This is a genomic window from Paenibacillus sp. FSL K6-2862, assembly GCF_038005125.1.
Lineage (GTDB): Bacteria > Bacillota > Bacilli > Paenibacillales > Paenibacillaceae > Paenibacillus > Paenibacillus illinoisensis_A.
The window spans coordinates 6,409,714-6,432,718 of sequence record NZ_JBBOSN010000001.1; the positions used below are offsets into that span (position 1 = coordinate 6,409,714).

General features: G+C 50.9%; 16 protein-coding genes. 3 read left to right on the forward strand and 13 right to left on the reverse strand.

All coding sequences use genetic code 11. The features are described 5' to 3' along the window. Window positions 1-73 precede the first annotated feature (73 nt). From rlmN to greA, 3 genes are all read right to left on the reverse strand, one after another. Window positions 74-1,168 carry a 23S rRNA (adenine(2503)-C(2))-methyltransferase RlmN gene (gene rlmN / locus MHB82_RS29005; RefSeq protein WP_095360231.1) on the reverse strand — a complete coding sequence of 365 codons (1,095 nt, stop codon included), beginning with the start codon at window positions 1,166-1,168 and terminating at the stop codon, window positions 74-76. Between the two features lie 177 nt (window positions 1,169-1,345). Next, a complete protein-coding gene (locus MHB82_RS29010) occupies window positions 1,346-2,701 on the reverse strand; it encodes a sodium-dependent transporter (protein ID WP_095360232.1) in 1,356 nt (451 codons plus the stop codon). A gap of 294 nt (window positions 2,702-2,995) precedes the next feature. Further along, window positions 2,996-3,475, reverse strand: coding sequence for a transcription elongation factor GreA (gene greA, locus MHB82_RS29015; RefSeq protein WP_095360233.1), 480 nt, complete (start codon window positions 3,473-3,475; stop codon window positions 2,996-2,998). A 237-nt stretch (window positions 3,476-3,712) separates the two neighbouring features. Here greA and MHB82_RS29020 point away from each other — a divergent pair, with 237 nt between their 5' ends. From MHB82_RS29020 to MHB82_RS29030, 3 genes are all read left to right on the forward strand, one after another. Next, window positions 3,713-4,582 carry an arylamine N-acetyltransferase family protein gene (locus tag MHB82_RS29020; protein WP_341176466.1) on the forward strand — a complete coding sequence of 290 codons (870 nt, stop codon included), beginning with the start codon at window positions 3,713-3,715 and terminating at the stop codon, window positions 4,580-4,582. A gap of 84 nt (window positions 4,583-4,666) precedes the next feature. After that, window positions 4,667-5,353, forward strand: coding sequence for a 4'-phosphopantetheinyl transferase family protein (locus tag MHB82_RS29025; protein WP_341176467.1), 687 nt, complete (start codon window positions 4,667-4,669; stop codon window positions 5,351-5,353). Window positions 5,354-5,574: 221 nt separating this feature from the next. Continuing rightward, complete coding sequence (locus MHB82_RS29030; RefSeq protein ID WP_095360236.1) at window positions 5,575-5,889, forward strand: hypothetical protein; 315 nt, start codon at window positions 5,575-5,577, stop codon at window positions 5,887-5,889. Between the two features lie 158 nt (window positions 5,890-6,047). Here MHB82_RS29030 and MHB82_RS29035 read toward each other — a convergent pair whose 3' ends face one another. From MHB82_RS29035 to MHB82_RS29080, 10 genes are all read right to left on the reverse strand, one after another. Continuing rightward, window positions 6,048-6,284: an MbtH family protein gene (locus MHB82_RS29035; RefSeq protein WP_095290719.1), complete on the reverse strand. Its 237-nt coding sequence runs from the start codon at window positions 6,282-6,284 to the stop codon at window positions 6,048-6,050. Between the two features lie 12 nt (window positions 6,285-6,296). Then, complete coding sequence (locus MHB82_RS29040) at window positions 6,297-13,493, reverse strand: amino acid adenylation domain-containing protein (protein ID WP_341176717.1); 7,197 nt, start codon at window positions 13,491-13,493, stop codon at window positions 6,297-6,299. A gap of 44 nt (window positions 13,494-13,537) precedes the next feature. Then, window positions 13,538-14,533 carry an isochorismatase family protein gene (locus MHB82_RS29045; RefSeq protein ID WP_341176468.1) on the reverse strand — a complete coding sequence of 332 codons (996 nt, stop codon included), beginning with the start codon at window positions 14,531-14,533 and terminating at the stop codon, window positions 13,538-13,540. 64 nt (window positions 14,534-14,597) lie between these two features. Continuing rightward, window positions 14,598-16,211 carry a (2,3-dihydroxybenzoyl)adenylate synthase gene (locus tag MHB82_RS29050; RefSeq protein ID WP_341176469.1) on the reverse strand — a complete coding sequence of 538 codons (1,614 nt, stop codon included), beginning with the start codon at window positions 16,209-16,211 and terminating at the stop codon, window positions 14,598-14,600. 4 nt (window positions 16,212-16,215) lie between these two features. Beyond that, window positions 16,216-17,550: an isochorismate synthase DhbC gene (gene dhbC, locus MHB82_RS29055; RefSeq protein ID WP_341176470.1), complete on the reverse strand. Its 1,335-nt coding sequence runs from the start codon at window positions 17,548-17,550 to the stop codon at window positions 16,216-16,218. A 23-nt stretch (window positions 17,551-17,573) separates the two neighbouring features. Continuing rightward, window positions 17,574-18,359: a 2,3-dihydro-2,3-dihydroxybenzoate dehydrogenase gene (locus MHB82_RS29060; protein ID WP_341176471.1), complete on the reverse strand. Its 786-nt coding sequence runs from the start codon at window positions 18,357-18,359 to the stop codon at window positions 17,574-17,576. Between the two features lie 139 nt (window positions 18,360-18,498). Further along, window positions 18,499-19,359 carry an alpha/beta hydrolase gene (locus tag MHB82_RS29065; RefSeq protein ID WP_341176472.1) on the reverse strand — a complete coding sequence of 287 codons (861 nt, stop codon included), beginning with the start codon at window positions 19,357-19,359 and terminating at the stop codon, window positions 18,499-18,501. 275 nt (window positions 19,360-19,634) lie between these two features. Then, window positions 19,635-20,687 (reverse strand): ABC transporter substrate-binding protein, encoded by a 1,053-nt coding sequence (locus tag MHB82_RS29070; RefSeq protein WP_341176473.1) that lies wholly within the window; start codon window positions 20,685-20,687, stop codon window positions 19,635-19,637. 49 nt (window positions 20,688-20,736) lie between these two features. Then, window positions 20,737-21,951, reverse strand: coding sequence for an AraC family transcriptional regulator (locus MHB82_RS29075; protein WP_341176474.1), 1,215 nt, complete (start codon window positions 21,949-21,951; stop codon window positions 20,737-20,739). A 278-nt stretch (window positions 21,952-22,229) separates the two neighbouring features. Further along, complete coding sequence (locus tag MHB82_RS29080; protein ID WP_341176475.1) at window positions 22,230-22,979, reverse strand: Bax inhibitor-1/YccA family protein; 750 nt, start codon at window positions 22,977-22,979, stop codon at window positions 22,230-22,232. Window positions 22,980-23,005 lie beyond the last annotated feature (26 nt).

A 23,005-nucleotide genomic window follows, 5' to 3' on the forward strand; every position in this document is an offset into this window, starting at 1 on the left:
TTTTCCAGTGAGATACGGAGGCGTTTTGCCTACGTGCACTATAACGATGCCGCACCAATCATCTCATGGGAAGTTACCCCATAGCCAGACGGTCTGGCTGTGATTCAGCCGCATTATTTTTCATCTGTTTACTGCGCAGTTGACCGCAGGCAGCATCGATGTCGGTACCGTGTTCCATACGTACCGTGGAGTTGATGTTATTTTTCTTAAGTGTGTCATAGAAGCCCAGAATTGATTCTTCGGTACTCCGCTGATATTGACTATGCTCATCAACCGGATTGTATGGAATCAGATTGACGCTGACCATGCTCTTACGACTGGACAACAGTTCAGCCAGCTCGGCTGCATGCTCCCGTTGATCGTTAACATCCCGAAGCAAAATATACTCAAACATGATGCGTTTGTTCGTGGTAGCCAAATAATAATCAACTGCATCCATCAGCTGTTCAATCGGGAAGGCCCGGTTGATCTTCATGATGTGTGTACGCAGTTCGTTATTCGGTGCATGCAAGGAGATTGCCAGATTAACCTGCAGACTGCTGTCTGCAAATTCTTTGATCTTGTCAGGCAGTCCACTTGTGGATACAGTGATACGTTTGGCAGCAAGGGCCAGCCCCTTACGATCCTTGATCACTTCAATGAAGTTGCTCATATTCTCGAAATTATCAAACGGTTCGCCAATGCCCATCACGACAACGTTGGTTACCCGCTCGCCTTGACCCGCTGCATCCAGGTGCCGCTGTACATGCATGATCTGTTCCACAATTTCTCCTGCGGACAGGTCACGGCTTTTCTTAATCAATCCGCTCGCGCAGAAGCTGCAGCCAATATTACAACCCACTTGGGTCGTAACACAGACGGTAAGACCGTATTTTTGACGCATCAATACCGTCTCAATCAGGTTGCCGTCCTGCATCCGCAGCAGAAACTTCACCGTACCGTCTGCAGACTCCTGCTTCACGTGTTCACTCATCGAGTTCATCGTGAAGTGTTCAGAGAGAACATCCAGACATTCCTGACGCACATCGTTCATCTCGGGAAAATCATGTACGCGCTCTTGATATAACCATTCCCAGATCCGGGAAGCACGGGATTTCTTCTGCCCATGCTCCGGCAGCCAGGAACGAAGTTGCTCTAATGTTAATCCATAAATGGATGATTTGTTCATTGTATAGTCCTCTTTTCGCAAAAAGCATATGGCTGATCGGTCCTACCAAAAAACCTCTACTCTGTATTGTCCCAAAATTATCGAGGGAACACAAGGGCTTTTGCATTTCTTCCAAGAGGTTTTAGCTATGGCAAATCTGCACAATGCACATCGTTTCCTCTTACCCGGTCTTCACGGTTAGAAGTGAATGATACCAGATGTGTGCAGCAGCACGAGAACGACGAGAATAGGTGCCACATAACGCAGCATGAACAACCAAATCCGGAACCAGCCTGCATTCAGGCCTGAAGCCTCTGCAGCCTTTTTCCAGAAGTAACCCGCAAAGATCGTCACAAGCAATCCGCCGATTGGCAGCAAAATGTTGGACGCTACAAAATCCATCCAGTCGAATACACTCTTCGAACCAATGGTCCATTCAGGCAGCAAGCCTAGAGACAATACAGAAGGCAAGCCAACGATGAAAACAGCCAGTGAGATCACCCATACGGCACGGTTTCTGCTCCAGGACAACCGTTCCATGAAGTATTTCACCGGAACTTCAAGCAAGGATACGGCTGATGTCAGTGCAGCGATTGCCAGCAGGATGAAGAACAGTCCACCAAACAGAAATCCGAGCGGCATAGCCGAGAACGCAGCTGGAAGAGCCACGAAAATGAGTGAAGGCCCTTGGTCCGGTGCAATTCCAAACGAAAATGTCGTTGGGAAGATGATTAGACCGGCAATAAATGCATAGATCAGGTCACCCGCGCCGACAGCGACAGTTGCCGCACCCAGCGATTGATTTTTATCTACGTAGGAACCATAAGTCACCAGGATACCCATCCCGAGCGACAGGGAGAAAAAGGCATGTCCAAGTGCAACCAGCGCTGATTCAGTCGTAAGCTGCGAGAAATCGGGATTCAGGAAAAAGGAAACTCCCGCACCCGCTCCAGGCAGAGTCACTGCCCGAATCATCAGGATAATGAGCAGAACCAGCATGGCTGGGATCAGGACCTTATTGAATTTCTCGATCCCGTTGGAAACCCCTTTGGCTACTATCCAGCCCGTAATCAATACTGCAAGCAGTTGCCACATGATCGGTAGATATCCGCCTACAAAGGAACCAAACTGCCCGGCATAATCCGGATTGTCGAACAACCTACCGCTAAACGTGGTCACAGCATAGTGCAGCGTCCACCCTGCGATAATAACGTAGAAGGAAAGAATGATAAACGGTGTCAGTACTTGCAATAAACCTGCAGCAAGCCAGCCCTTATGTCCACCAGCCTTGATAAATGCCGTAGCGGCGCTGCCTCTGCCACTGCGTCCGATAGCAAGCTCTGCAAGCAGAACAGGCAGACCAATAAGCAATAGACAGACGATGAAGAGCAGGAAAAACGCAGCTCCCCCATTTTCCCCTGTAATATAAGGGAATTTCCACATGTTGCCCAGACCAACCGAACTACCGATGGCGGCTAGGATAAACCCGGCGCGTGAGAAGCGCTCACCTTTGCCAGTATTGTCTTGCTCCAGGTTTGACTTACTAAAATTCATCGTATCTACTCCATCACTTTAAAGTTTTCCCGTAATTATATAACACTCCTCGTGTCAGGTCATTCGAAAATCGAAATTTATCGAAATGTTATTTATTTACATTCGAGCGAAAGGTTATTTTTATTAATATTCCCCTACATTTCAGTATGGGTTAAATTCAGACACTCCAACCCCTTGCATTATATTACACATAATCAAGACTTCCGATAACCTTCCAAATGACTGTTTTTGGTTACAAAAAAGGATTACGCACGCCACCCCATGGCAGCAACGTAATCCTTATTGAATCTGTAGTTAATTCGATCTGATCTCAAGCAACTCATATTTGATGACACCCATCGGTGCATTGACATGAATGACGCTGCCTACTTCTTTGCCCATAATCTCCTTGCCGAGTGGGCTTTCGTAGGAAATTTTGTTATTCGCTACATCGGCCTCAGCTGGGCCAACCAGTTGATATTCAATCTTTTCAGCAAATTCAATATCATTCAGCATCACGATTGAGCCAATGCTCACCTTGTTGGAGTCGATATTATCCGAACTAATCACTCTTGCTTTGGTCAGCATCTTCTCCAGAATCAAAATGCGGGTTTCCATAAATGCCTGATCATCTTTGGCTGAATGATACTCACTATTTTCCTTCAGGTCACCGTAACTGATCGCAAGCTTCAGACGCTCAGCCAACTCTTTACGCTTCACCGTCTTCAATTCCCTCAGTTCGTCCTCCAGCTTTTCCAAGCCTTCCTGTGTCAAAATTACTTCATCATTAGCCATTTTTCCATCTCCTAATCCTGCTTTCTATCTATATTCTAACCTATATCCACTCCAAACGGTTAACATACCCCCGAAAAAAGAATTTCATCCCTCCACGATATAGATGCTGTCTCAATTGTACCGGTACAATCCGTGTAAACGTGAGTATCCCTTTTCACTTGTCACTTTTACAATAAAATCATGGCCTTTTCGCTTCCTTGTAAGAATGGCCGACTAATCGATTTGAGGTGATTCCGCTTGAACACATTGACAGATTCAGAACTGAAGTCCTATCTGAAACGAATCCACATTGATGATATTAAACCGCCAACATTGGAATTTTTGTCAGAACTTCATCGTGCACATGTACAATTCCTTTCATGGCAAACAATAGATATCTTTACAGGACGCCCAGAAGCAATCGATCTTGCCAATTCAGTCCGACTTGTCCTACAAGGACGCAGCGGGTACTGCTTCCATCTCAATGGCGCATTCAGTGTCCTGCTTCGTTCGCTCGGCTATGAAGTACAGTGGCATCGTGCCGGAGTCCAGCCCCATGGTGAGCAGCCGCGTGTAAATTCGTTCCATCTTGGGCTGTCAGTCCTCCTACCTGAAGCTGGTCCTGAGACCGAACGCTGGATCGTCGATGTTGGCCTGGGTGGCATGCCCTTCGATCCTCTGCCGCTTCGTTATGAGGTTTATGGAGAGGCTCCTTTCACCTACAACCTAACCTCATCCAGCGTTGCTTCTGAGGGATGGCGGCTTGAATACGAACCTCATGGACCCAGTGAGGGCGTAGACTACGCTCCGGAGGTGCTCCTTACCCTGGATGAGTTTATCCCCAAACATCATTTCTACAGTCAATCGGTGGAATCGCCATGGCATCATGTTTTCCTGCTTCGCCAGAGGGATGCTGTGGCCAGCAACGAGCTGCGTGGATGCATGCTGCGAACCCATACTGCTGAAGGCATTCATAAAACCGAAATACAGAGCTATACCGATTGGAGAGAGTTGTTGGACGGAGTCTTTCATGAACCGTTGATACGCTACAGTGAACTGGAGTGCGTGGCGATGTGGGAACGCATTCGAGCCGGGCATGAGGAGTGGAAGAGAAAGCAACAGGTGTAAAAGTGGGCGAAAACGCAGTGGAGAACTAAGGAATATAAAGGGGATTTCGCTGAACATGCCGAATATTTCGTCAGGTGATAAATCATGATAAACATTCAAGTTCTGCGCATTCCAGCAGAAATCCCCAATGAAGTTTGGCATTGGCTCCTCGCGCTCGTCTCGGCTGAGCGGCGACAGCAAGCGGCACGATTTGTCCATCAGGCCGATGCGTATCGTTCGGTGCTTGGGGAGGCGCTGGCTCGTGTGACGTTGGGCAAGTGGACTGGTTCGAGACCGGGCGATCTTGTCTTTATCCGCAATACATACGGTAAGCCTTCACTTATCAGCCACCCTGACCTGCCCTTCAATGTATCCCATTCCGGTGATTGGGTTGCAGTAATTTCAGGAGGTGAAGCTCCACTCGGTGTGGACGTAGAGAAAATATCCCCCATCGACATGACGATTGCCGAACGTTTCTTCACTCCGTTGGAGAGCCAAAACCTGGCAGCCGAGTCTGCGGAACAGCAGCTGGAAACCTTCTATCAGCTGTGGACGCTGAAAGAAAGTTATATCAAGGCCATCGGTATGGGGTTATCCATGCCGCTTGACTCCTTCTCCATGCTGCGTGGCATGGACGGACTCTGGTATTGTCCCGAAGCACCGACGTATCAATTCCTCAGCCAGCGTCTGGATGAGGGGCATATGCTGGCAGCCACCGGTTCTGTGGCAATGGAACTGCCAACCCAGCCTGATGTAATTACTATTGAGGAGTTATATTCATTACTACTGTGAAGGAGGGAATTTTCATTCCTTCCTTCTTTTTTTATTTTCACCTTTAAGCACATAATTTTTCAAAAAAATGATTACATTCTGTCCAATTAATGGTACTATAGAACCACTTGGACGAGAAATAGGAAAAACAGATCAGGCTTTTATAACTAGATTATACCTTACATACTTTTGTCGATCCCCGATTCTCTCTCCGATTCATTATTTTAGAAGGAAGTGGACAAATGCATATCTTTTTGCAAAACAGTGCCGGTGTAACCAAAAACGTCAAAGTTGGTTTCAGTTGGACAACATTCTTTTTCGGATTTCTCCCTGCTCTGTTCCGGGGTGATTTGAAATGGGCTGTTATTATGTTTTTAATCGCAGCAGCTATCGGAGCCTTCACTTTTGGTATCGGGGCTTGGGTTAGCGGAATCGTATTCTCGTTCGTCTACAACAAGATTTATATCAAAGAATTGCTCGAAAAAGGCTACCGCCCTGCAAATGCTGAATCTCAAGCCGTTCTTGAGAGAACTCAAATTGTTGCCCCAGCAGCATAATCTATCCTTTAAAAGAAACTTAGCAATACCGTTTTTCTAGATTCAACTTGTAGATAGTAAATAGTAAATATATAGAAACACCAAAATCCCTGGCAAATTAGCCAGGGATTTTTGATATTTATTTATAGTGATAATGGCCTTGGGATACAGCCTGAGTCTCATCCGCCAGCCTCTTGAACCACCCCGGGCATCCCCGTTTCATCACAGAGGCTTAGCGGCTTTAGGTCCGTCCACTGCTCCGCGATGTAATCAAGACACACCCGGCGTTTCGCCTTGCCCAGCATTTGGGTCCATCCTGCAGGAACTGGAATGGATGCAGGCCAGAGCGAATACTGCCCTTCCTCATTGATTAATACCAGATAATTGCTGTCTTCCTGTTCAAAAGGGTTGCTCATCGGCTTATCCTCCTATTTAAGATGAACTTGGCGCTGATTCAGCTTCTCCAGCTTGGCCGTCAGCGTCTGGCATATTTCAGCCAGTGGTCCAGGCTGGCAGAGATCCTTATGGCGGCAGGCAATATCATGCCTTTCCATTTGGCCTCCAATATAGGCATTCCACATTTCAGGTTCAATGGGGTCAAACCAGTCCGGAATGACGGTAGAACGAAAGAATATCAGATCCCCTTCGAATCGGGAAGGCGTGTACGCCCCCAGAATGCGCACGGAATTTTCATACGTTTTCCGCAGTTTCATGATCGTCTCCTCATCCAGACTGGCCAGCGCACTTCCTTCACTGCGAAGAATACGCATGGCTGCAGCCATATCCAGCGGACCTTCCCCAATACTGTCTGGATCATATCCACCAAGGGCAAGCAAGGCGGTCAGCGCCTCTTCCTCATCCGGTTCCCCGCGAATCGGAAGATAATGACTCGGATAAGCGTCCAGCATGGCAAGAAACTCTACCTCTTCCCCTTCCGACTGTAGCTGTACAGCCATGGCCTGAGCTACATTGCCTCCAAGAGACCAGCCCAGCAATCGGTAAGGTCCCTCAGGCTGTACGGAGCGAATATGACGGATATAATCTGCCGTCATCTCCTCCAGCGTAGCCGGAAGATCCTCGTACTGGGCAATGCCGCGGGCCTGTAAACCGTAAATGGGGTATTCCATACCCAGATGTTTCATCAACCCGGCATAACACCAGCTTAATCCTCCGGCAGGATGAACACAGAATAGCGGGAGGTGAGCTCCGTGAGTCCGGAGAGGCAGCAGCACTTGCAGCGAACCTGTTCCCGTATCCGAATCCATTTCAAGCCGTTCGGCCAGTCCGGCAACTGTTGCCGTTTCAAACAAAATGCCAATCCCCGGTTCTTTGCCCATGGCCTCCCGGATTCGGCTCATCAAACGAACAGCGAGCAGGGAATGTCCACCAAGTTCAAAGAACCCATCATCGATACTGACACTTCGCAATCCCAGCACTTCGGCAAACAGATCACACAAAATCTGCTCTTGCGGATTACGTGGTGCCCGGCCACCGGAAGTCAGCTGCATTTCCGGTACAGGCAAAGCTTTGCGGTCCAGCTTGCCGTTGGCAGTGAGCGGTATAGCCTCCATGGTGACCACCGCTGATGGCACCATGTAATCAGGCAGACTCGCTGATGCATGACGACGAAGCATAGCCGATTCTGGTTCGGGCCCCATCTTCGAGTTTGGCACGATATACGCCACGAGGCGTTTATCTCCCGGCTGGTCTTCGCGGACGATGACCGCAGCTTGTGCAACCTCGGGATGTCTGGCCAGCACCGCTTCGATCTCGCCAAGCTCGATGCGGAAACCGCGAATTTTCACCTGCTGATCCGCCCGGCCCAAATAATCAAGTGACCCATCATGAAGTCTTTTGGCCAAATCTCCCGTCCGGTACATTCGTGTTCCTGCAGGACCGTATGGATCTGCGACGAAACGCTCTGCCGTAAGATCCGGTCTGCCCCAATACCCGCGGGCAAGGCCTGCTCCAGCCACATACATCTCACCTGTCACACCTGCAGGCACAGGCTGGAGATGATCATCCAGCACGTATACGCGCAAATCCGGAATGGCAAAGCCTATCCAGCTGCTTGCTCCTTCTGCTGCACTGCCCGCATGCAGTTCCTGATAGCTGACATGGACGGTGGTCTCCGTAATCCCATACATATTAATCAGTTTTGGTGCATCATCTGGATGGCGACCATACCAATCTTCCAACCGACCGAGTTCCAGTGCCTCTCCTCCAAAGATCACGTAGCGGAGTCCAAGCTTCTGCCCCCACTCCGGATGCTCCCGATCTGCCTGCATCAGCTGGTAGAATGCTGACGGCGTCTGATTCAACACCGTGACCTCCTGCTCGGCAAGCAGCTGCAGGAAGGCACCTGGAGAGCGACTAATCTCATGCGGCACAACGACCAGCCGACCCCCGTGCAGCAATGGTCCCCAGATCTCCCAGACCGAGAAATCAAATGCGTAAGAATGGAATAACGTCCATACATCACTCGCATTAAATTGGTACCAGTGCTGTGTAGCCTCAAATAACCGGATCACATTGGCATGGGGAATAACCACTCCCTTTGGTTTGCCTGTGGAACCCGAGGTATAGATCATATAAGCCGGACTGAGATGAGACACGCGTCCATTGCGTTCACCATCTGCGGGATTTCGTTCATCCTGAGCAGACAGCCGCTGAATGGTTTGAAAATCGTCCAGGTTAAACCATTGTACGGATTCGATCTGAGGCAGCAGTAATGCTACTTCCTCGTTGGTAATCATCACGCCCGGAGCTGCATCTGTCAGCATATGCGTCAATCGGTCCGAAGGATAGTTCGGATCAAGTGGAAGATAGGCCGCCCCTGCTTTTAACACAGCCAGAATACCGACCACCATCTCAGTGGAACGTGGCAGTGCAAGAGCAACCATCTGCTCTGGGCCTACACCTTCTGCAATCAACAATCTTGCCAGCCTGTTGGCTCTTGCATTGAGCTCATGATAGTTAATGACCGTGTCTCCCAAGCTCACAGCCGGTGCATCGGGGGTAGCTGCTGCCTGAATTTCAAAGCGTTCAACAATGGTCATTCCAGGTAATGAAGCTTCATCCGCTGCGGCAAAGCACTGCTGCTCCAAGAGCGCAGTTTCCTTGGGAGTTACCACGTTAAAGCAGCTAATGTGTTCGTCCGTATGTTGGACGGCATCCTCCAGCACCTGGATCAATCGGACCACAAGTTCTGCTGCCGTTGATTCCCGAAAAAGATCCGTACTGTACTCCAGCACCCCTTCAACTCCCGCTGGTGAGCCATTGTGTTCACGTTGTTCCGTGAGCTCCACAGTCAGGTCGAATTTGGACGAGCCCACGCCCTGCATACTCGTTTGGGATCCCATACCTGGCAGATCCAGCTGAACGTCTGGCGTATTTTGCAGGACCAGCATCACCTGAAAGAGTGGATGCTTGGAGCGGGACCTGGACGGATTCAGCACTTCAACCAAACGCTCAAAAGGCAGATCCTGATGTTCGTAAGCAGCCAGATCCACTTCCCGCACACGTGCCAGCAGTTCACGGAACGTCGGATCCCCGGAAGTGTCTGTACGCAGCACAAGGGTATTGATGAACATGCCCACCACTTCGTCCAGTGCATCATCGCTCCTGCCGGCAATCGGGGTCCCAATCGCAATATCGGTACCCGCTCCCATGCGTGTAAGCAGTAGCGATAATACCGCATGGAAAACCATGAAGAGACTGACTTTGTTCTCCCGGGCCACAGCTATGAGCTGTTCATGCAGTTTCTGACTAATGGTAAAAGGGATCGTTCCGCCCCGGTAGCTGGAGACCACCGGACGCGGATAATCGGCTGGAAACGTCACTTGTTCCGGCAAACCTTCCAGTTGACGGCTCCAGAACTCAAGCTGCCTTGCAATCAGGCTGTCCGGTTGGCCTTCGTCTCCAAGCAGTCGATCCTGCCACACCGCGTAATCGGCATATTGAACGCGCAGAGGTTTCCATGAAGGCGCCGCCCCCTGAACACGTGCCCTGTATGCTTGGGACAAGTCCCGCGTCAAAGGCGACAGGGACCAACCATCTCCCGCTATATGATGAAGCAGTAACAACAGAACATGCTCGTCCGGACCGGTAGTAAACAGCTCCGTACGGATACCCGGCTCGCTTGAGAGCTCGAAGCTGTACCGGGAAGCTTCGGTCAGAAGTTCCGCCAGCTCATCCTCTGCAGCGTAGCTCACATGTAAGTTCACATGAACGTCTTCGGCATCCAGAATGGTCTGGCTTGTAGAACCAAGCTCTGGCGGATATAACGTTCTCAACGTCTCATGGCGATCAACAATGTCCTGAACGGCCGCTTGAAGCGCAGGTATATCAAGTTTGCCGGTTAACCGCACCACAAGCGGAATATTGTACGTAGGACTCGGTCCTTCCAGACAATACAGGAACCAGAGCCGCCGCTGAGCAAAGGAGAGAGGAATCTCACCATGACGGGCAGCAGGCTCTATTACTGGTCGGACTGACCCCACCTGATCCAATCTCTTGGCGAGGCCTGCTGCCGTTGGTGATTCGAATACACTGCCAATATTCAGCTCTGCTCCAAACACATCCCGAATCCGGGCTGTTATACGGCCTGCAAGCAGAGAATGACCACCAAGTTCGAAGAAATCATCGTCGATCCCTACATGAGCGACACCCAGAATCTCAGCGAATAAACTGCACAGCATCTCCTCCTGAGGTGTTCTGGCCTCACGTCCGCTGGCATGGGACTGTACGGAAGGGACAGGCAGCTGCTTGCGATCGATTTTTTTATTGGGAGTCAGCGGCATTTCGTCAAGGTTCATGAAGGCAGCTGGCACCATGTAATCCGGCAGTTCATCCGCCACATATGCCCGAAGCAGCGACAGATCCAGGCCTAACGAGTATTCAGAGGTTGCTACCACATATGCGGCCAGACGCAGATTGCCAGGTTGGTCCTCGCGTGCCATAACCGTAACCTGGGCTACACCAGGATATCTGGAAATGACGGATTCAATCTCACCCAATTCGATGCGGAATCCTCTAATTTTGATCTGGTGGTCTGCCCTGCCTAAATAGTCAATCGACCCGTCAGGCAGCCACTTCGCCAAGTCTCCTGTACGATACATACGGCTGCCTGCTTGTCCGAAGGGATTCGCAACAAACCGCTCGGCGGTCAGGTCGGGTCTTCCCAAATAACCTCGTGCCAGCCCATCTCCCGCAATATATAATTCTCCGACAACACCCGGAGGGACTGGATTCAGACTCCCATCCAACACGAATAGCTGCGTATTTCGAACCGGTCCGCCAATAGAGGGTTTACCCGTTGATTCAGCCACCATCGCAGCAGCCGTTGAATAAATTGTGGTCTCCGTCGGTCCATATTGGTTATGAACGTGACATCCCATATCCTGCAAGCAAAGCTTCAGTTCCTCAGAGAGGGCTTCACCGCCGGTAATGACCGTCAGACCGTCAAATGTCCCAGGCTTGCTGGTCACCAGAGACTGCCACAACGTTGGTGTGGCTTGCATAATCGTTGTCCCCTGCCGTCTCATCTGTGCGGCCAGAGCCACCGGATCAAGAATGGTTTCTTTGCGAGCTATATCCAGCCTTGCTCCGGTCGTAAGAGGCAGGAATACCTCAAGAACTGAAATGTCAAAAGCTATTGTAGTGACCGATAACCAGCGATCCTGCGGACCGACCTTCAGTCTCAGCTTCATATCTTCCAGCAGATTGGACAGGCCGAGATGGGTAACGGCAACCCCCTTCGGTTTACCTGTTGATCCGGAGGTATAGATGATATAAGAGGGATTCAGCTGCGAGGCAGCTTTTATAAGATCCTCTGGTTCAGGATTGCTCCCGGACTGACGGCCTATCCTCGCCGCAACCTTCGGTTCATCCAAGTCCAACATGGGGACATCGGACATGTGCTGCAAATGGGACAAATTGTGCTTCACCGTAATCAGACATGCCGGTCTGGCATTCTCTAGCATGTAGGTTAGTCTCTCTTCAGGGTAATCCGGGTCCAGCGGTAGGTAAGCTGCTCCCGTCTTATGAACAGCCAGAATGGCAACCACGACCTCCAGAGATCGAGGCATAGCAATAGCTACGATCTGCTCCGGTCCCACCTTATAATGCTGGATCAGCTCGTGAGCCAGACGGTTTGAACGCTCGTTAAGCTCGGCATATGTCAGTGATTCGGCTTCAAACGTTGCCGCCATGGCAGACGGGGTGCGCCGAACCTGCTGTTCGAACATGGCTGCCGAGTTTCGCTCAGGAGCCTTGTGCTGTGTCTGATTCCACCCGTTCAGGACCCGGTCACGTTCTTTAGGTAACAGCACTTCCATTTGACCTACGTACTGCTCTTCGATTCCTTCCTGCATCATTGAATTCAGCAGCTGCATATAACGGAGCTGATGACTCAGCAAATCCGATTCGCTGTACACAGAAGGATTGGCGTCAAAATCAATTCGAAGTCCATGACCGTGCCCTTGGTCCACGACATGAATGGACAGGTCATCGACCGGACCTGTAGACAAGTTATGGATCATCCCGCGCTGACCCGCAAAATTCAGCTCATGGTGGAATGGCATGACATTGATCATCGGCCCGAATAGTCGGCGATTCTCCCCCAGCAGCTTCAGATCACGCCGCAGATCCTGGTGCCGGTAACGTTGATGCTTGCGAACAGCCCGGATCTCCCGCACAATCTGTTCGGCCAGGGCAGATATACGCATATCAGACTCCACTTTCAAACGCAGCGGGAGCACGTTCATAACCATGCCTGGCACACGCAAGGCTGTCGATCCCAGCCTGCACATGACAGGCAAAGCCAGTATCACATCTCGCGTGCCGGTGATCCGGTGCACATAAATGGCTGCTGCTGCAATAAACAGATCAGGCCAGGTCACCCCGTACCGGGCCGCCGTATCCTGAAGGCGATCCCGATCGGACTGTGCAAGTTCAAACCTCTGCCGCAGGAAATGATCCGCTGTCCGTGAAGCCTTTTCGCCCAAACTTACAACGTCCGGTTCATCCGCATAACGCTCCAGCCAAAATGTGCGATCCTGCTCCCTTGCAGCAGACTCATGATAAGCCTCATCCTCCTGAATGACAGAGGACAGCGGTCCGAATGCTCGTGTTTCCATGACACTTTCGCCTAATCCACCCTTAACCCTGGCAGTATACAGACTTGCCACCCTACGGGTAATTAGCGATACGCCGTATCCGTCAATTGCAATATGATGCACGCGCTGGTACCAGTAGCAGCGCCCTTCGCTCACTTGGAACAGGGCTTCTGTAAATACCGGTCCAGTTGCAAGATTGACGGGGCTGGCGAGATCCTGATGCATCCAGGCCATAGCCGCCGCATGGGGATCCTGTTCGCCGCGAACATCCAGTATATGAAACGTCCAATGATCGCCCTCCTGGTTGAGGGTTTGGTAAGGTCCGTGTTCATTTTCACCATAAACCATGTTTAAGGTTTCGGCCTCCGCGACGGTTTGACGAACACTCTGTTCAAACTGTTGTACATCAACATGCCCGTGAATAACCACGTATTCACCTGTGTTGTACATGGGGTTGTCCGGATTCAGCTGATGAGCAAACCAGATCCCGGACTGCGCAGCCGACATGGGCCACGTTCCATTCCGACGCTGCGACAAGTTCACCGCCCCGCTCAAAAGTAATCTCCGTTCGGCATGACCCGATGAGGCTGTGCACTTAACAGCACCGCCCACGAGGCTAGCGTTGGCTGCTCGGCCAGATCGACAAAGGTTACCTCTGCTCCTTCCACCCGAAAACGCTCCGCCAGGTTCATAATGCGTATGGAATCGAGCCCCCAGATCTCAATGAGGTCATCATGCTCCCCGATCCGGGATGGTTGCTCCTGAAGCAGTTCGGCGACCTGTACTCGCAGCACGTCCAGTCTCGCCTGAGCACTGCTGCCAGTACTCGTCTCAGCAGACTCCATCGCTGCAGCAGTGTGTGATTTTGCCTCCGGGAAGTTTGCCCCGACCGAATCGCTTCCTTTAGCAGAGACATCGAGTGATTCGAGCAATCGCCCGGTGGTTAGCGTTACTGCGCAGCGCTCCGACGCATAGGTAAGTGCCATACGGTGCTTCTCGGCTGAAAAGTCAGCCACCGCGTCGGCAACCAGGAAGGCCTGAATATCCTTCATAAATGCCTCACAGGAGGTCATCAGACAACCAATATGAGCATAGATGCCGCATACGATCAGCTGATCCCGCCCCTGCTCCTGCATCAATTCAAGCAGTTCCGTCTTCTGGAAGGCGCTGTATCGCCATTTGGTCATAAACGTATCCTGAGGAGCAGGTGTCAGTGGTTCAATGATTTGCTTTTGCGTAGGTCCCCCATTAATGCCCGCTCCCCAGAAGTCCAGCTGCAGTCCGCGCTGTTCCGGTGTCTGTCCACCTGGCTGGGCAGAATACACCACAGGTATGCCCAGTTCATGACACTTTGCACGAAGTTGTCCAATATGATCAATCAGCTCCACTACAGGTGATTCCCCGGCCGTAAAAGCATCCATGAAATATTGCTGCATATCGTGAATGAGTAGTACTGCACGCTTCGCATCCGGCGTCCACGCTACCTTATTGACCGGAAGCTCCGACTCTGCAGGCATTGTATATGACTTAATCACTGGAAGTCCCATCCCTATCCCTCTTTTCAGCGTTATTTATTTCAAACCGTTTCAGCGTAGCCCTGCATCATGATCGTTATATGGGCTGCTTCATCGTCAGCATCTCGCGAAGTGCCTTCTTGCTAACCTTGCCGACGCCCGTCTTCGGAAAAGATTGGACAAACTCAACTCGATCCGGGATTTTGTAGCTCGCCAGGCCGCGACTGCGCAGATAGGACTTGATTTCGGCAGCAGCAGGAGGCTCGCCGCTGGGTACGATAAACGCACAGGAGCGCTCGCCTAAATATTCATCCGGCATGGACACCAGTGCTGCATCATGAACCCCCGGATGAGCCAGCAGATGGTTTTCCACTTCCTCGGCAGCCACCTTGTCTCCGCCACGGTTGATCTGATCCTTCGCCCGGCCCTCCACAATGAGGTAACCCTCGGGTGTTAAGCTCGCAATATCTCCAGTACGATAGAACCCATCTGTGGTGAAGGATCTTGCGTTGTGCTCTTCGGCCTTGAAATAACCACGAATGGTATAGGGGCCACGGGTCAGGAGATGCCCGGATTGCCCCAACTCCACTTCAATATCCTCGTCATCCACAATTCTTACCTCGTCGTAGGGGGACATCGGTTTGCCCTGTGTGTTAATAATGATGTGATCGGGATCATCCAAACGGGTGTAGTTCACCAGCCCCTCGGCCATGCCAAAAACTTGCTGTAGTGTGCAGCCCAGGACAGGTCTGACGCGTCCAGCCACCTCCGCACTGAATTTGGCTCCACCAACCTGGAGAACCTTCAGTGATGTCAGCTTGGTTCCTCTCGCAGCGGCCGCGTTCAGCCAGATCAGGGCGAGCGGCGGCACCAGCGCCGTGATGGTCACCTGATGCTCCTTCATGAGCGGGAAAGCTTCATCCGGGCTTGACCCTCGTGACAGCACAACTGTACCTCCTGCATAGAGCGTGCCTAGTATTCCTGGTGAACTTAGAGGGTAATTATGTGCTACAGGCAGAACAGCCAGGTATACACTTTCCGGGCTGAGTCCGCAGACCTCGACGCTTCTCCGCAGACTGTAGATATAGTCATCATGGGTGCGCGGGATCATCTTGGACAGTCCAGTGCTTCCACCAGACAACTGAAGAAAGGCTACATCCGAAGAGACAGGTTGATCATCCTGCAGCTGAACGGGATCAATATATAAATCCTCAAGCTTAGTAAATGCACCGGCCTCTCCCGCCACGATGATATGTCTAAGGCTCGGCACCTCTGCCTGAACTTCTGCTGCAAGTTTGCGATAATCAAATCCTCCATCCTGATCCGGGATCAGATAAGCAACAGCCTCAGAGAAGCGGGCGAAGTACTCGATTTCACTTTTCCGATGCAAAGGAAGTGCAAACACCGGTAGTGCTCCCAGACGGAACAGGGCAAAGATCACTTCAACAAAAGCGGGCATGTTCGGCAGCTGCACTATAACGCGGTCATATTTCCGTATTCCCTCGGCATACAACCCTGCCGCCAATCGGTCGACTCGTATGTCCAACTCTGCATAGGTTAGTTGCTCTCCACCGCTAATAATGGCAGTACGATTGCCATAACCATCCGCACGCTGCCGGAGCATTTCTCCAAATGTAATGCCCTCCCAGCAACCTTCCTGACGATAAAACTCTGCAAACTCTTCAGGCCAAGCCTGATATCCTGGCAGCATCTTTTTATTCCTCCTTCAAACGGGATACGGTGGAGTCCAGACCCATAGCTAGCAGCATTGTTCTGAATTTGGCGGAGGTCTCTGCCAGTTCCGCTTCCGGTGTGGAGCCCGCTACAATGCCTGCCCCAGCGAATAATCGAAGTTCATTGCCCTCCACTTCCGCACAGCGGATGGTTACAGCCCATTCCCCGTCGCCCTCGCTGTCGCACCAGCCAACCATGCCGGTGAACAGTCCGCGATCAAACGGTTCCTGTGATCCAATGGCCTCTCTGGCCGTTAATACAGGCGTTCCGCAGATAGCCGGGGTCGGATGGAGAGCAAAGGCCACCTCCAGTGACGAAATATCTCTATTCAGCAATTCTCCATGGATCTCGGTAGACAGGTGCCACATCGTGCTTGTCTGGATCAAGGAGGGCTCTGCCGGAACGATCAGTTGTTTGCAAAGAGGTCGGAGTGCGGCAGCAACAGCATCAATGACGACAGCATGCTCATGCCGATCTTTGGCTGAAGCCAGCAGCGCTTCTGCGCGGCGGCGATCCTCAGCAGGGTCATCACTACGGGCAGCGGAGCCAGCCAGCGGATTCGCCCGTATGATGGTGCCTTTTCGAGTAACCAACAGCTCCGGACTTGCGCCAATAAACGTACGTGTTCCTTGGTGATTGACTTCATCATCGTCGCTTTTTAACGTTGTTATAGTACTTTCTGTTTCGGAAACTTTCCTCATGGGAACCGCAAACGTATACCCGTGTGCATTATCCCTGAACAAATTACGCAGAAGCTGATGTATATCCACGAGATCATTTGAGACCACACGTAGTGTGCGGGATAATACAACTTTGTCGAGTTCTCCCTGCTCCATCTGCCTCAGTACATGATTGACACTTCGTTGATACGTCTCCGCCCCAGGCACTTCCTCAATCTCGCAGCCAGCCGCCGCCGGGCGCCTCTCGTATGATTCGTTTGCAGCATGGCTTGGAGGTTCTGCCCATTGCACCGTTTCCGGGATTATCAGCTCGGCAGAGGACTGACTCGGATCAAAAGGTATCGCTCCCACCACAATTGGATTTCGAAGGCCCGTTTGCTGTGCTTCCTGAATCATGTTGCGAACCTGTTCAATAACAAAATGTACTCCTTCCACGTGTTTGCCATGGGCATGATCGATGTTTTCTGAGGAATCAGATTCCACCTGCTGCTGAACAGCGGAGACAGGAAACCTCAATCGTTCACCCTGAGCGAGCAACGTGTGCTGCGGTGAAGACCAGAAAAAGGATGTCCCCTCCCGATATTGTTCCAGAAGGTGTAAGGCGGAGGTTGCTGCGATTGCACCCGCTTTTGACATATTCATCATCTCCTTATCTTGATTCAGACGCCGAGTGTGGCGCCTCCATCTACACACAAATCATGCATGGTAATATGTCTCGCCTGGTCTGACGCCAAAAAGAGTACGGCTTCCGCGATATCGGAAGGCAATGCCAGCCTGTTCAGAGGAATGCCGAGACGGTACGCCTGCTGCGATCCTGCAATCACGGCCTGCGCGCCATGATCATCCTGCCATAATGCCCGCTGCATGGGCGTGTCCGTTGACCCTGGAGATACAATATTGCAGCGGATATGCTGCTCCGCATATTCAAGTGCAAGACATTTGGTAAACATGGTGGACGCTGCCTTGGAGGCTGCATAAGCCGACATGTGCATTCGGGGTACGCCCGAGGCGTTCGAACCCACAGTAACCACCGTTCCCGATTGGCGCTTCGCCATATTTCGCACAACTGCACGTGACATATAAAATACACCGTGGGTATTCACATCGAACGTTCTTGTCCATTCCTCGTCACTCAGGGATGCCACTGTACCTGTATGCAGCACACCAGCCGCATTGATCAAAATGCCAATCGGTCCAAGTGTTGCCTCGATTCGCTGTACGGTATCGTCCACCGATTGGCGATTCGCAATGTCAGCAGGATAAACAGCCGCCTGATGGCCTTGATGATTAAGATCCACAGCCAGCTGTTCCAGCTGCTCTTCCCGAATATCTACTGCCGCTACAACTGCACCCTGTTCAGCCAGAGCTCTGGCAACCGCTTCGCCGATTCCCTGTGCTGCACCGGTGACCAGAGCTACTTTTCCATGAATTCCTGTATAACTCACGCTGTGTACCTCCCCTGACTTACTGCCTGTTGAACGTTGATTCATTGTTGAACTCGATTGGATCATCCATGTTATCTCAGCCAATCGAAAAGCGGCCAATCCCGTACCTGACTCAAGCAAACATCTTATTCTTTCGCCCCTACGCTTCAGGACTGCAGGCCAAACGTATCGTACGACTGATCAGAAACGGCAGCACCGAGACATGATTCTCTTCCTCGAACTCGGTGTATTGGATATCGAGCCCCGGATGTTTCAGTGCAGTTAGACGTTCCGTTAAAGCCGATGCCTTGTCATTGTTGCGGGCAGGATGATTCTTCTCCTGTTCGCCCATGCCAATCCAGACCTTAACGTTGATCGGATGCTGCTCCAGACCTGCGATGAACTCCTGTTCCTCGGCCAGCATCACCTTCTGGTTCCAATGAAGCGAAGGGCTTCCGGCAATGTAGTAACGGAAAGCGTCCGGCTTGGTAAAAAGAGTGTGCAGAACGAACAACCCGCCAAGAGAATGGCCAAAAATGGCCTGTCTGTTCCGATCTATGTTGAACTGCTGCTCCATGTCGGGCTTCAGTTCCTCTTCTATGAATTGCAGAAAAGCATCCGCTCCCCCCTGCTCAGGCAGAATTGTTCCATCCGACTTGTGGGTATATTCCGTCGTGGCCTGTGGAGTAAAATCGTAATACCGATGAGGCGAGAACGCAGCGGCAGTCGGGTACCCGATTCCAACGATGATGGCCGGGAGTGCCCCGGTCTTCTCTGGTCTGCGTCCCTGTATGCGAGCCGCTTCCACCATCGTGCCGAAGACAGAGTTAGCGTCGAGCAGGTAGATCACAGGATATCCAGACGGCGGGGCGGCCTCTGCGGGTTGATATACCATGATCTGATAAGCATGATTCCCCGCTCTCGATTTCATCGTCCACTGTTCTGAACGGGGAATGGGAACAGCACTGCGTGCCATCTGCTCAAGGGCACCTGAGACTGATTGATTGGGCTGAAACGTCATTACGGATAGATCCTCCTCGTTGTTCAACTCGCATGGCTATGTGTATATAGATCATATTGTTTTATATGATATTGATTCTCATTACCAATTATAAAAGAGTGATTTCAGCTGTCCCATGGACGATATCCAGAATTCATTTTGATTATCTCCATATTTACATATTTTTCTTGATTTATTTATCCCTTTAAAAAAACAACAGCTCCTCCCCGTGACACCTCGAACACAGAAATAATATCCGGTTCCGGGCCCTCCGAGAAGGAGCTGATTCATCGCTATTATGGGGTCAATGCCTTCAATGTATCGTCAATGACATGACCATAGGCAATCAGTCCGCCGCCCAGCCATGGTGCCGGCTCGACAGCATATACATTTCCCGCTTTAACAGCAGGCATGCTCTGCCACACTTTGGTATCCGTCATCTCTTTCATGCTGCCTGGCCCCTGTTCAACGGTGAAAATATAATCCGCGTCAATCTCGGGCAGCACTTCGGTGGAGACAATCGCGCTGTTCTCCGTTTCGACAAGTTTGGGCTTGCCGAGTCCCAACTGTTCGTATACGACATAGCCGCTGAAATAGTTTCCGCCCATCATGCTGATTCCGCGGGGAGCAAAGCGGATAATGGCCGCTTTCTTGCCGTCCGCTACCTTGGCGATCTCTGCTTTCGCAGCGTCTACCTTGGCGTGGTATGTCTCGATGGCTTGCTCTGCCTCAGCTGTTTTGCCAAGCAGATCGCCAATGACCTCCAGTGACTTCTCCACATCACCCGATGCATTGTTAAATACATAGGTTGGTGCAATCTTCGAATAACTCTCATATACACCGTTCTCAGCATAATTCGACGTGTGCAGGATAATAAAATCCGGGTTGTAAGCCATCAACGCTTCAGGCGAAGGCAGCCCACTTGAGAAATCGAGTGTAGGTACATCACTTAGCTGATCCTGTAAGTAAACATGCCCTTGGGTGCCGCTGGCCCATTGAGCAACGGGCTTGACGCCGAGTGTAAGCAGGGAATCCTCGAGATAAGGTGCAAATACACGCTCCACTTTGGCAGGAACCACCACATCATGTCCCATTTCGTCTTTTACAGTCCGTTCGCCAGCCGCACTTTCTGCTGCCTCTTCTTCTTGTACGGCCGTTTCTGATGAGGCTGTTGTGGAGGCCTCGGCTGTCTTCTGCTCCTGTTGCGCTGCTCCTTCATGTTCTGATGTGGAGCCACAGGCTGCCATTAATCCAACCATTAATACGAGCGCAATCAAGGCTGACAGCCGATGATTAATCCACCTACTTGGAGCGAAACGTTGCCCGTTCTCTTTTTGCTGCTGATGCATGATAGTTCCCCCTTGATAAACATTCTCATTTAGATAGATGGATTATATGTCATGTCGCTCGTGAATCACCATGGACGTTATCCAGATATATATTTGGACAATATCCCGTGAAAATGAGCAAAGCCTCATCCAGCATCCGCATAACGCCTACTGCAGAGTAATCGAACCAAGGATCGCCAGTGATCAGGTGCGTCTGATACTGACGCACAGCGTTCAGCTGTCTCCATACTGGCGAGTGCTGCAGACTGAGCCAGTAAGCCCGCGATACGGCCTCGGGACATACCATGATCAGGATCCGGTCCGGATTCATTACATTTAATTGTTCCAGCGTCAGCGGTGTATTGGTGCTGGCATCGGGAAAAGTCTCCAGCTGCAATGCACCATAGAGCACCTCCTCAATCCCCGGATTGCTATAGAGATAAAGGCGCTGTCCATATACCCGGATCACAACCACCTTCTCGCATCCCACTTCCTTCTGCACGGATTGCTGCGCTTTCTCTACCCGCTTGTTATATAGATCAATCCACTGTTCTGCCTGTTCCTCCCGTTCCAGGAACGCAGCTATCATGCGCAGCTGTTCACGCCAATCAGTCTGATGCTTGGGTACAAAACAGCAAGGCGCAATCTCGGCAAGTCCAGCTTGGTCTTCTTCACTGAGTTGATCGGTACCAATGATGGCGTCCGGCCGTATGTGCACAAGCCGCTCCATGTTCGCTTCGAATCTCCAGCTGGTATAAGGATCTGTAAGTTTAAGATGGGACTGGATTTCCGTGCGATGCGCGTTATAATAATACGCTGTCCATTTCGGATCGATGGGCGCAGCAATGGGCATGACATTGAGGGCCAGCAGCTGTCCGATGACGCTGGAGGAGCAGGTGGCAATGCGCTTTCTGGCGTTCTTGGCATAATCGGAAGGAGAAACGCCGACTTCCTTTTTGAATTTGCGGCTGAAATAATATTCATCGCTGTATCCGACTCTGAGCGCAATATCACGCAGTTTATATCCGGATTCCTTCAGATAACGCTTGGCCCGGTTAATGCGGAGATCTGTCAGATACTCCATCGCGCTGAGACCGTAGGTTTTTTTGAATAGATCAACAAAATACTTCGGACTGATATTTGCTCTCTGAGCAAGATCGGCAATAGACAATGCTTCATTGTAATGCTCGTCCATATAGGTTTTTACTCCAGCAAGGTCCGTCTTGGGGCTGCGACTCATAACGGGGGCTCGCACAGCACGGTGCAATTCATTCTCCAGTAACATGAGGCCACTCCTCTCGATCTGTTTGATCATCTTAATATGAAGCGTACAGCGTACGTTGAGGTCAGTTTGACTGATTCACCATTTATCGACAATGATAATCATTATCAATTAAAGTATCATATTCTTTTCCTCTCAGTCAATCCATATATGGAAATATGTGCACCCGTTTCAGTTCGAATGATCATCGTCATCCATATGTATAAAAAAAGCCAACGACGTGACGATGCACGCGTTAGCTCTTGGATTTGATCCGTTATCTCAATTGTTTTTATTCGTTCCTAATCCCTGCTCCGCAGCTTGCTGAGCAGACGTAAAATCTCAATATACAGCCATACCAGGGTAACCATAAGCCCAAATGCGCCGTACCACTCCATATATTTTGGAGCACCTTGTTCAGCGCCACTCTCAATAAAGTCAAAATCAAGCACCAGATTCAGTGCCGCCACGATAACGATTACGACAGAAATCCCAATTCCAATCAGACTATTGTCATGCAGATAGGGAACGGTAATACCGAACAATCCCAGCACGAAACTGAGCAGATACATGATCATAATGCCACCGGTTGCCGCTACCACTCCCAGCTTGAAGTTCTCCGTAGCTTTGATCAGTCTCGACTTGTAAGCTACCAGCAGGGCGATGAACACTGCCATGGTCAGCAGAGCAGCCTGCAAGGTGATTCCATTGTACAATGACTCGTAGGTTGCGGAGAGTGCACCGAGGAACATGCCTTCCGCGATGGCATAGACGGGAACCAGATAGGGTGCTGCCACAGGTTTGAACGAGATAATCAATGCCAGAATAAATCCGACGATGGCACCTCCGATGGCCAGAGGAAGGACTTCCTGACCGTTGAAAAACATCATCCATGTTGCAAATGCACTGCCGAGCAGGATGACCAGCGTAATGAATGATTTGTTCACTGTGCCGTTAATCGTCATGTAACGCTGGTACCGGTCATCTCCATAACCACCGGTATTTTCAAATGTACTGTCCTTGAGTGTAGGGTTACCACTGCGTCCGATCAAAACAATCACCTCTTCTATGTATTGGG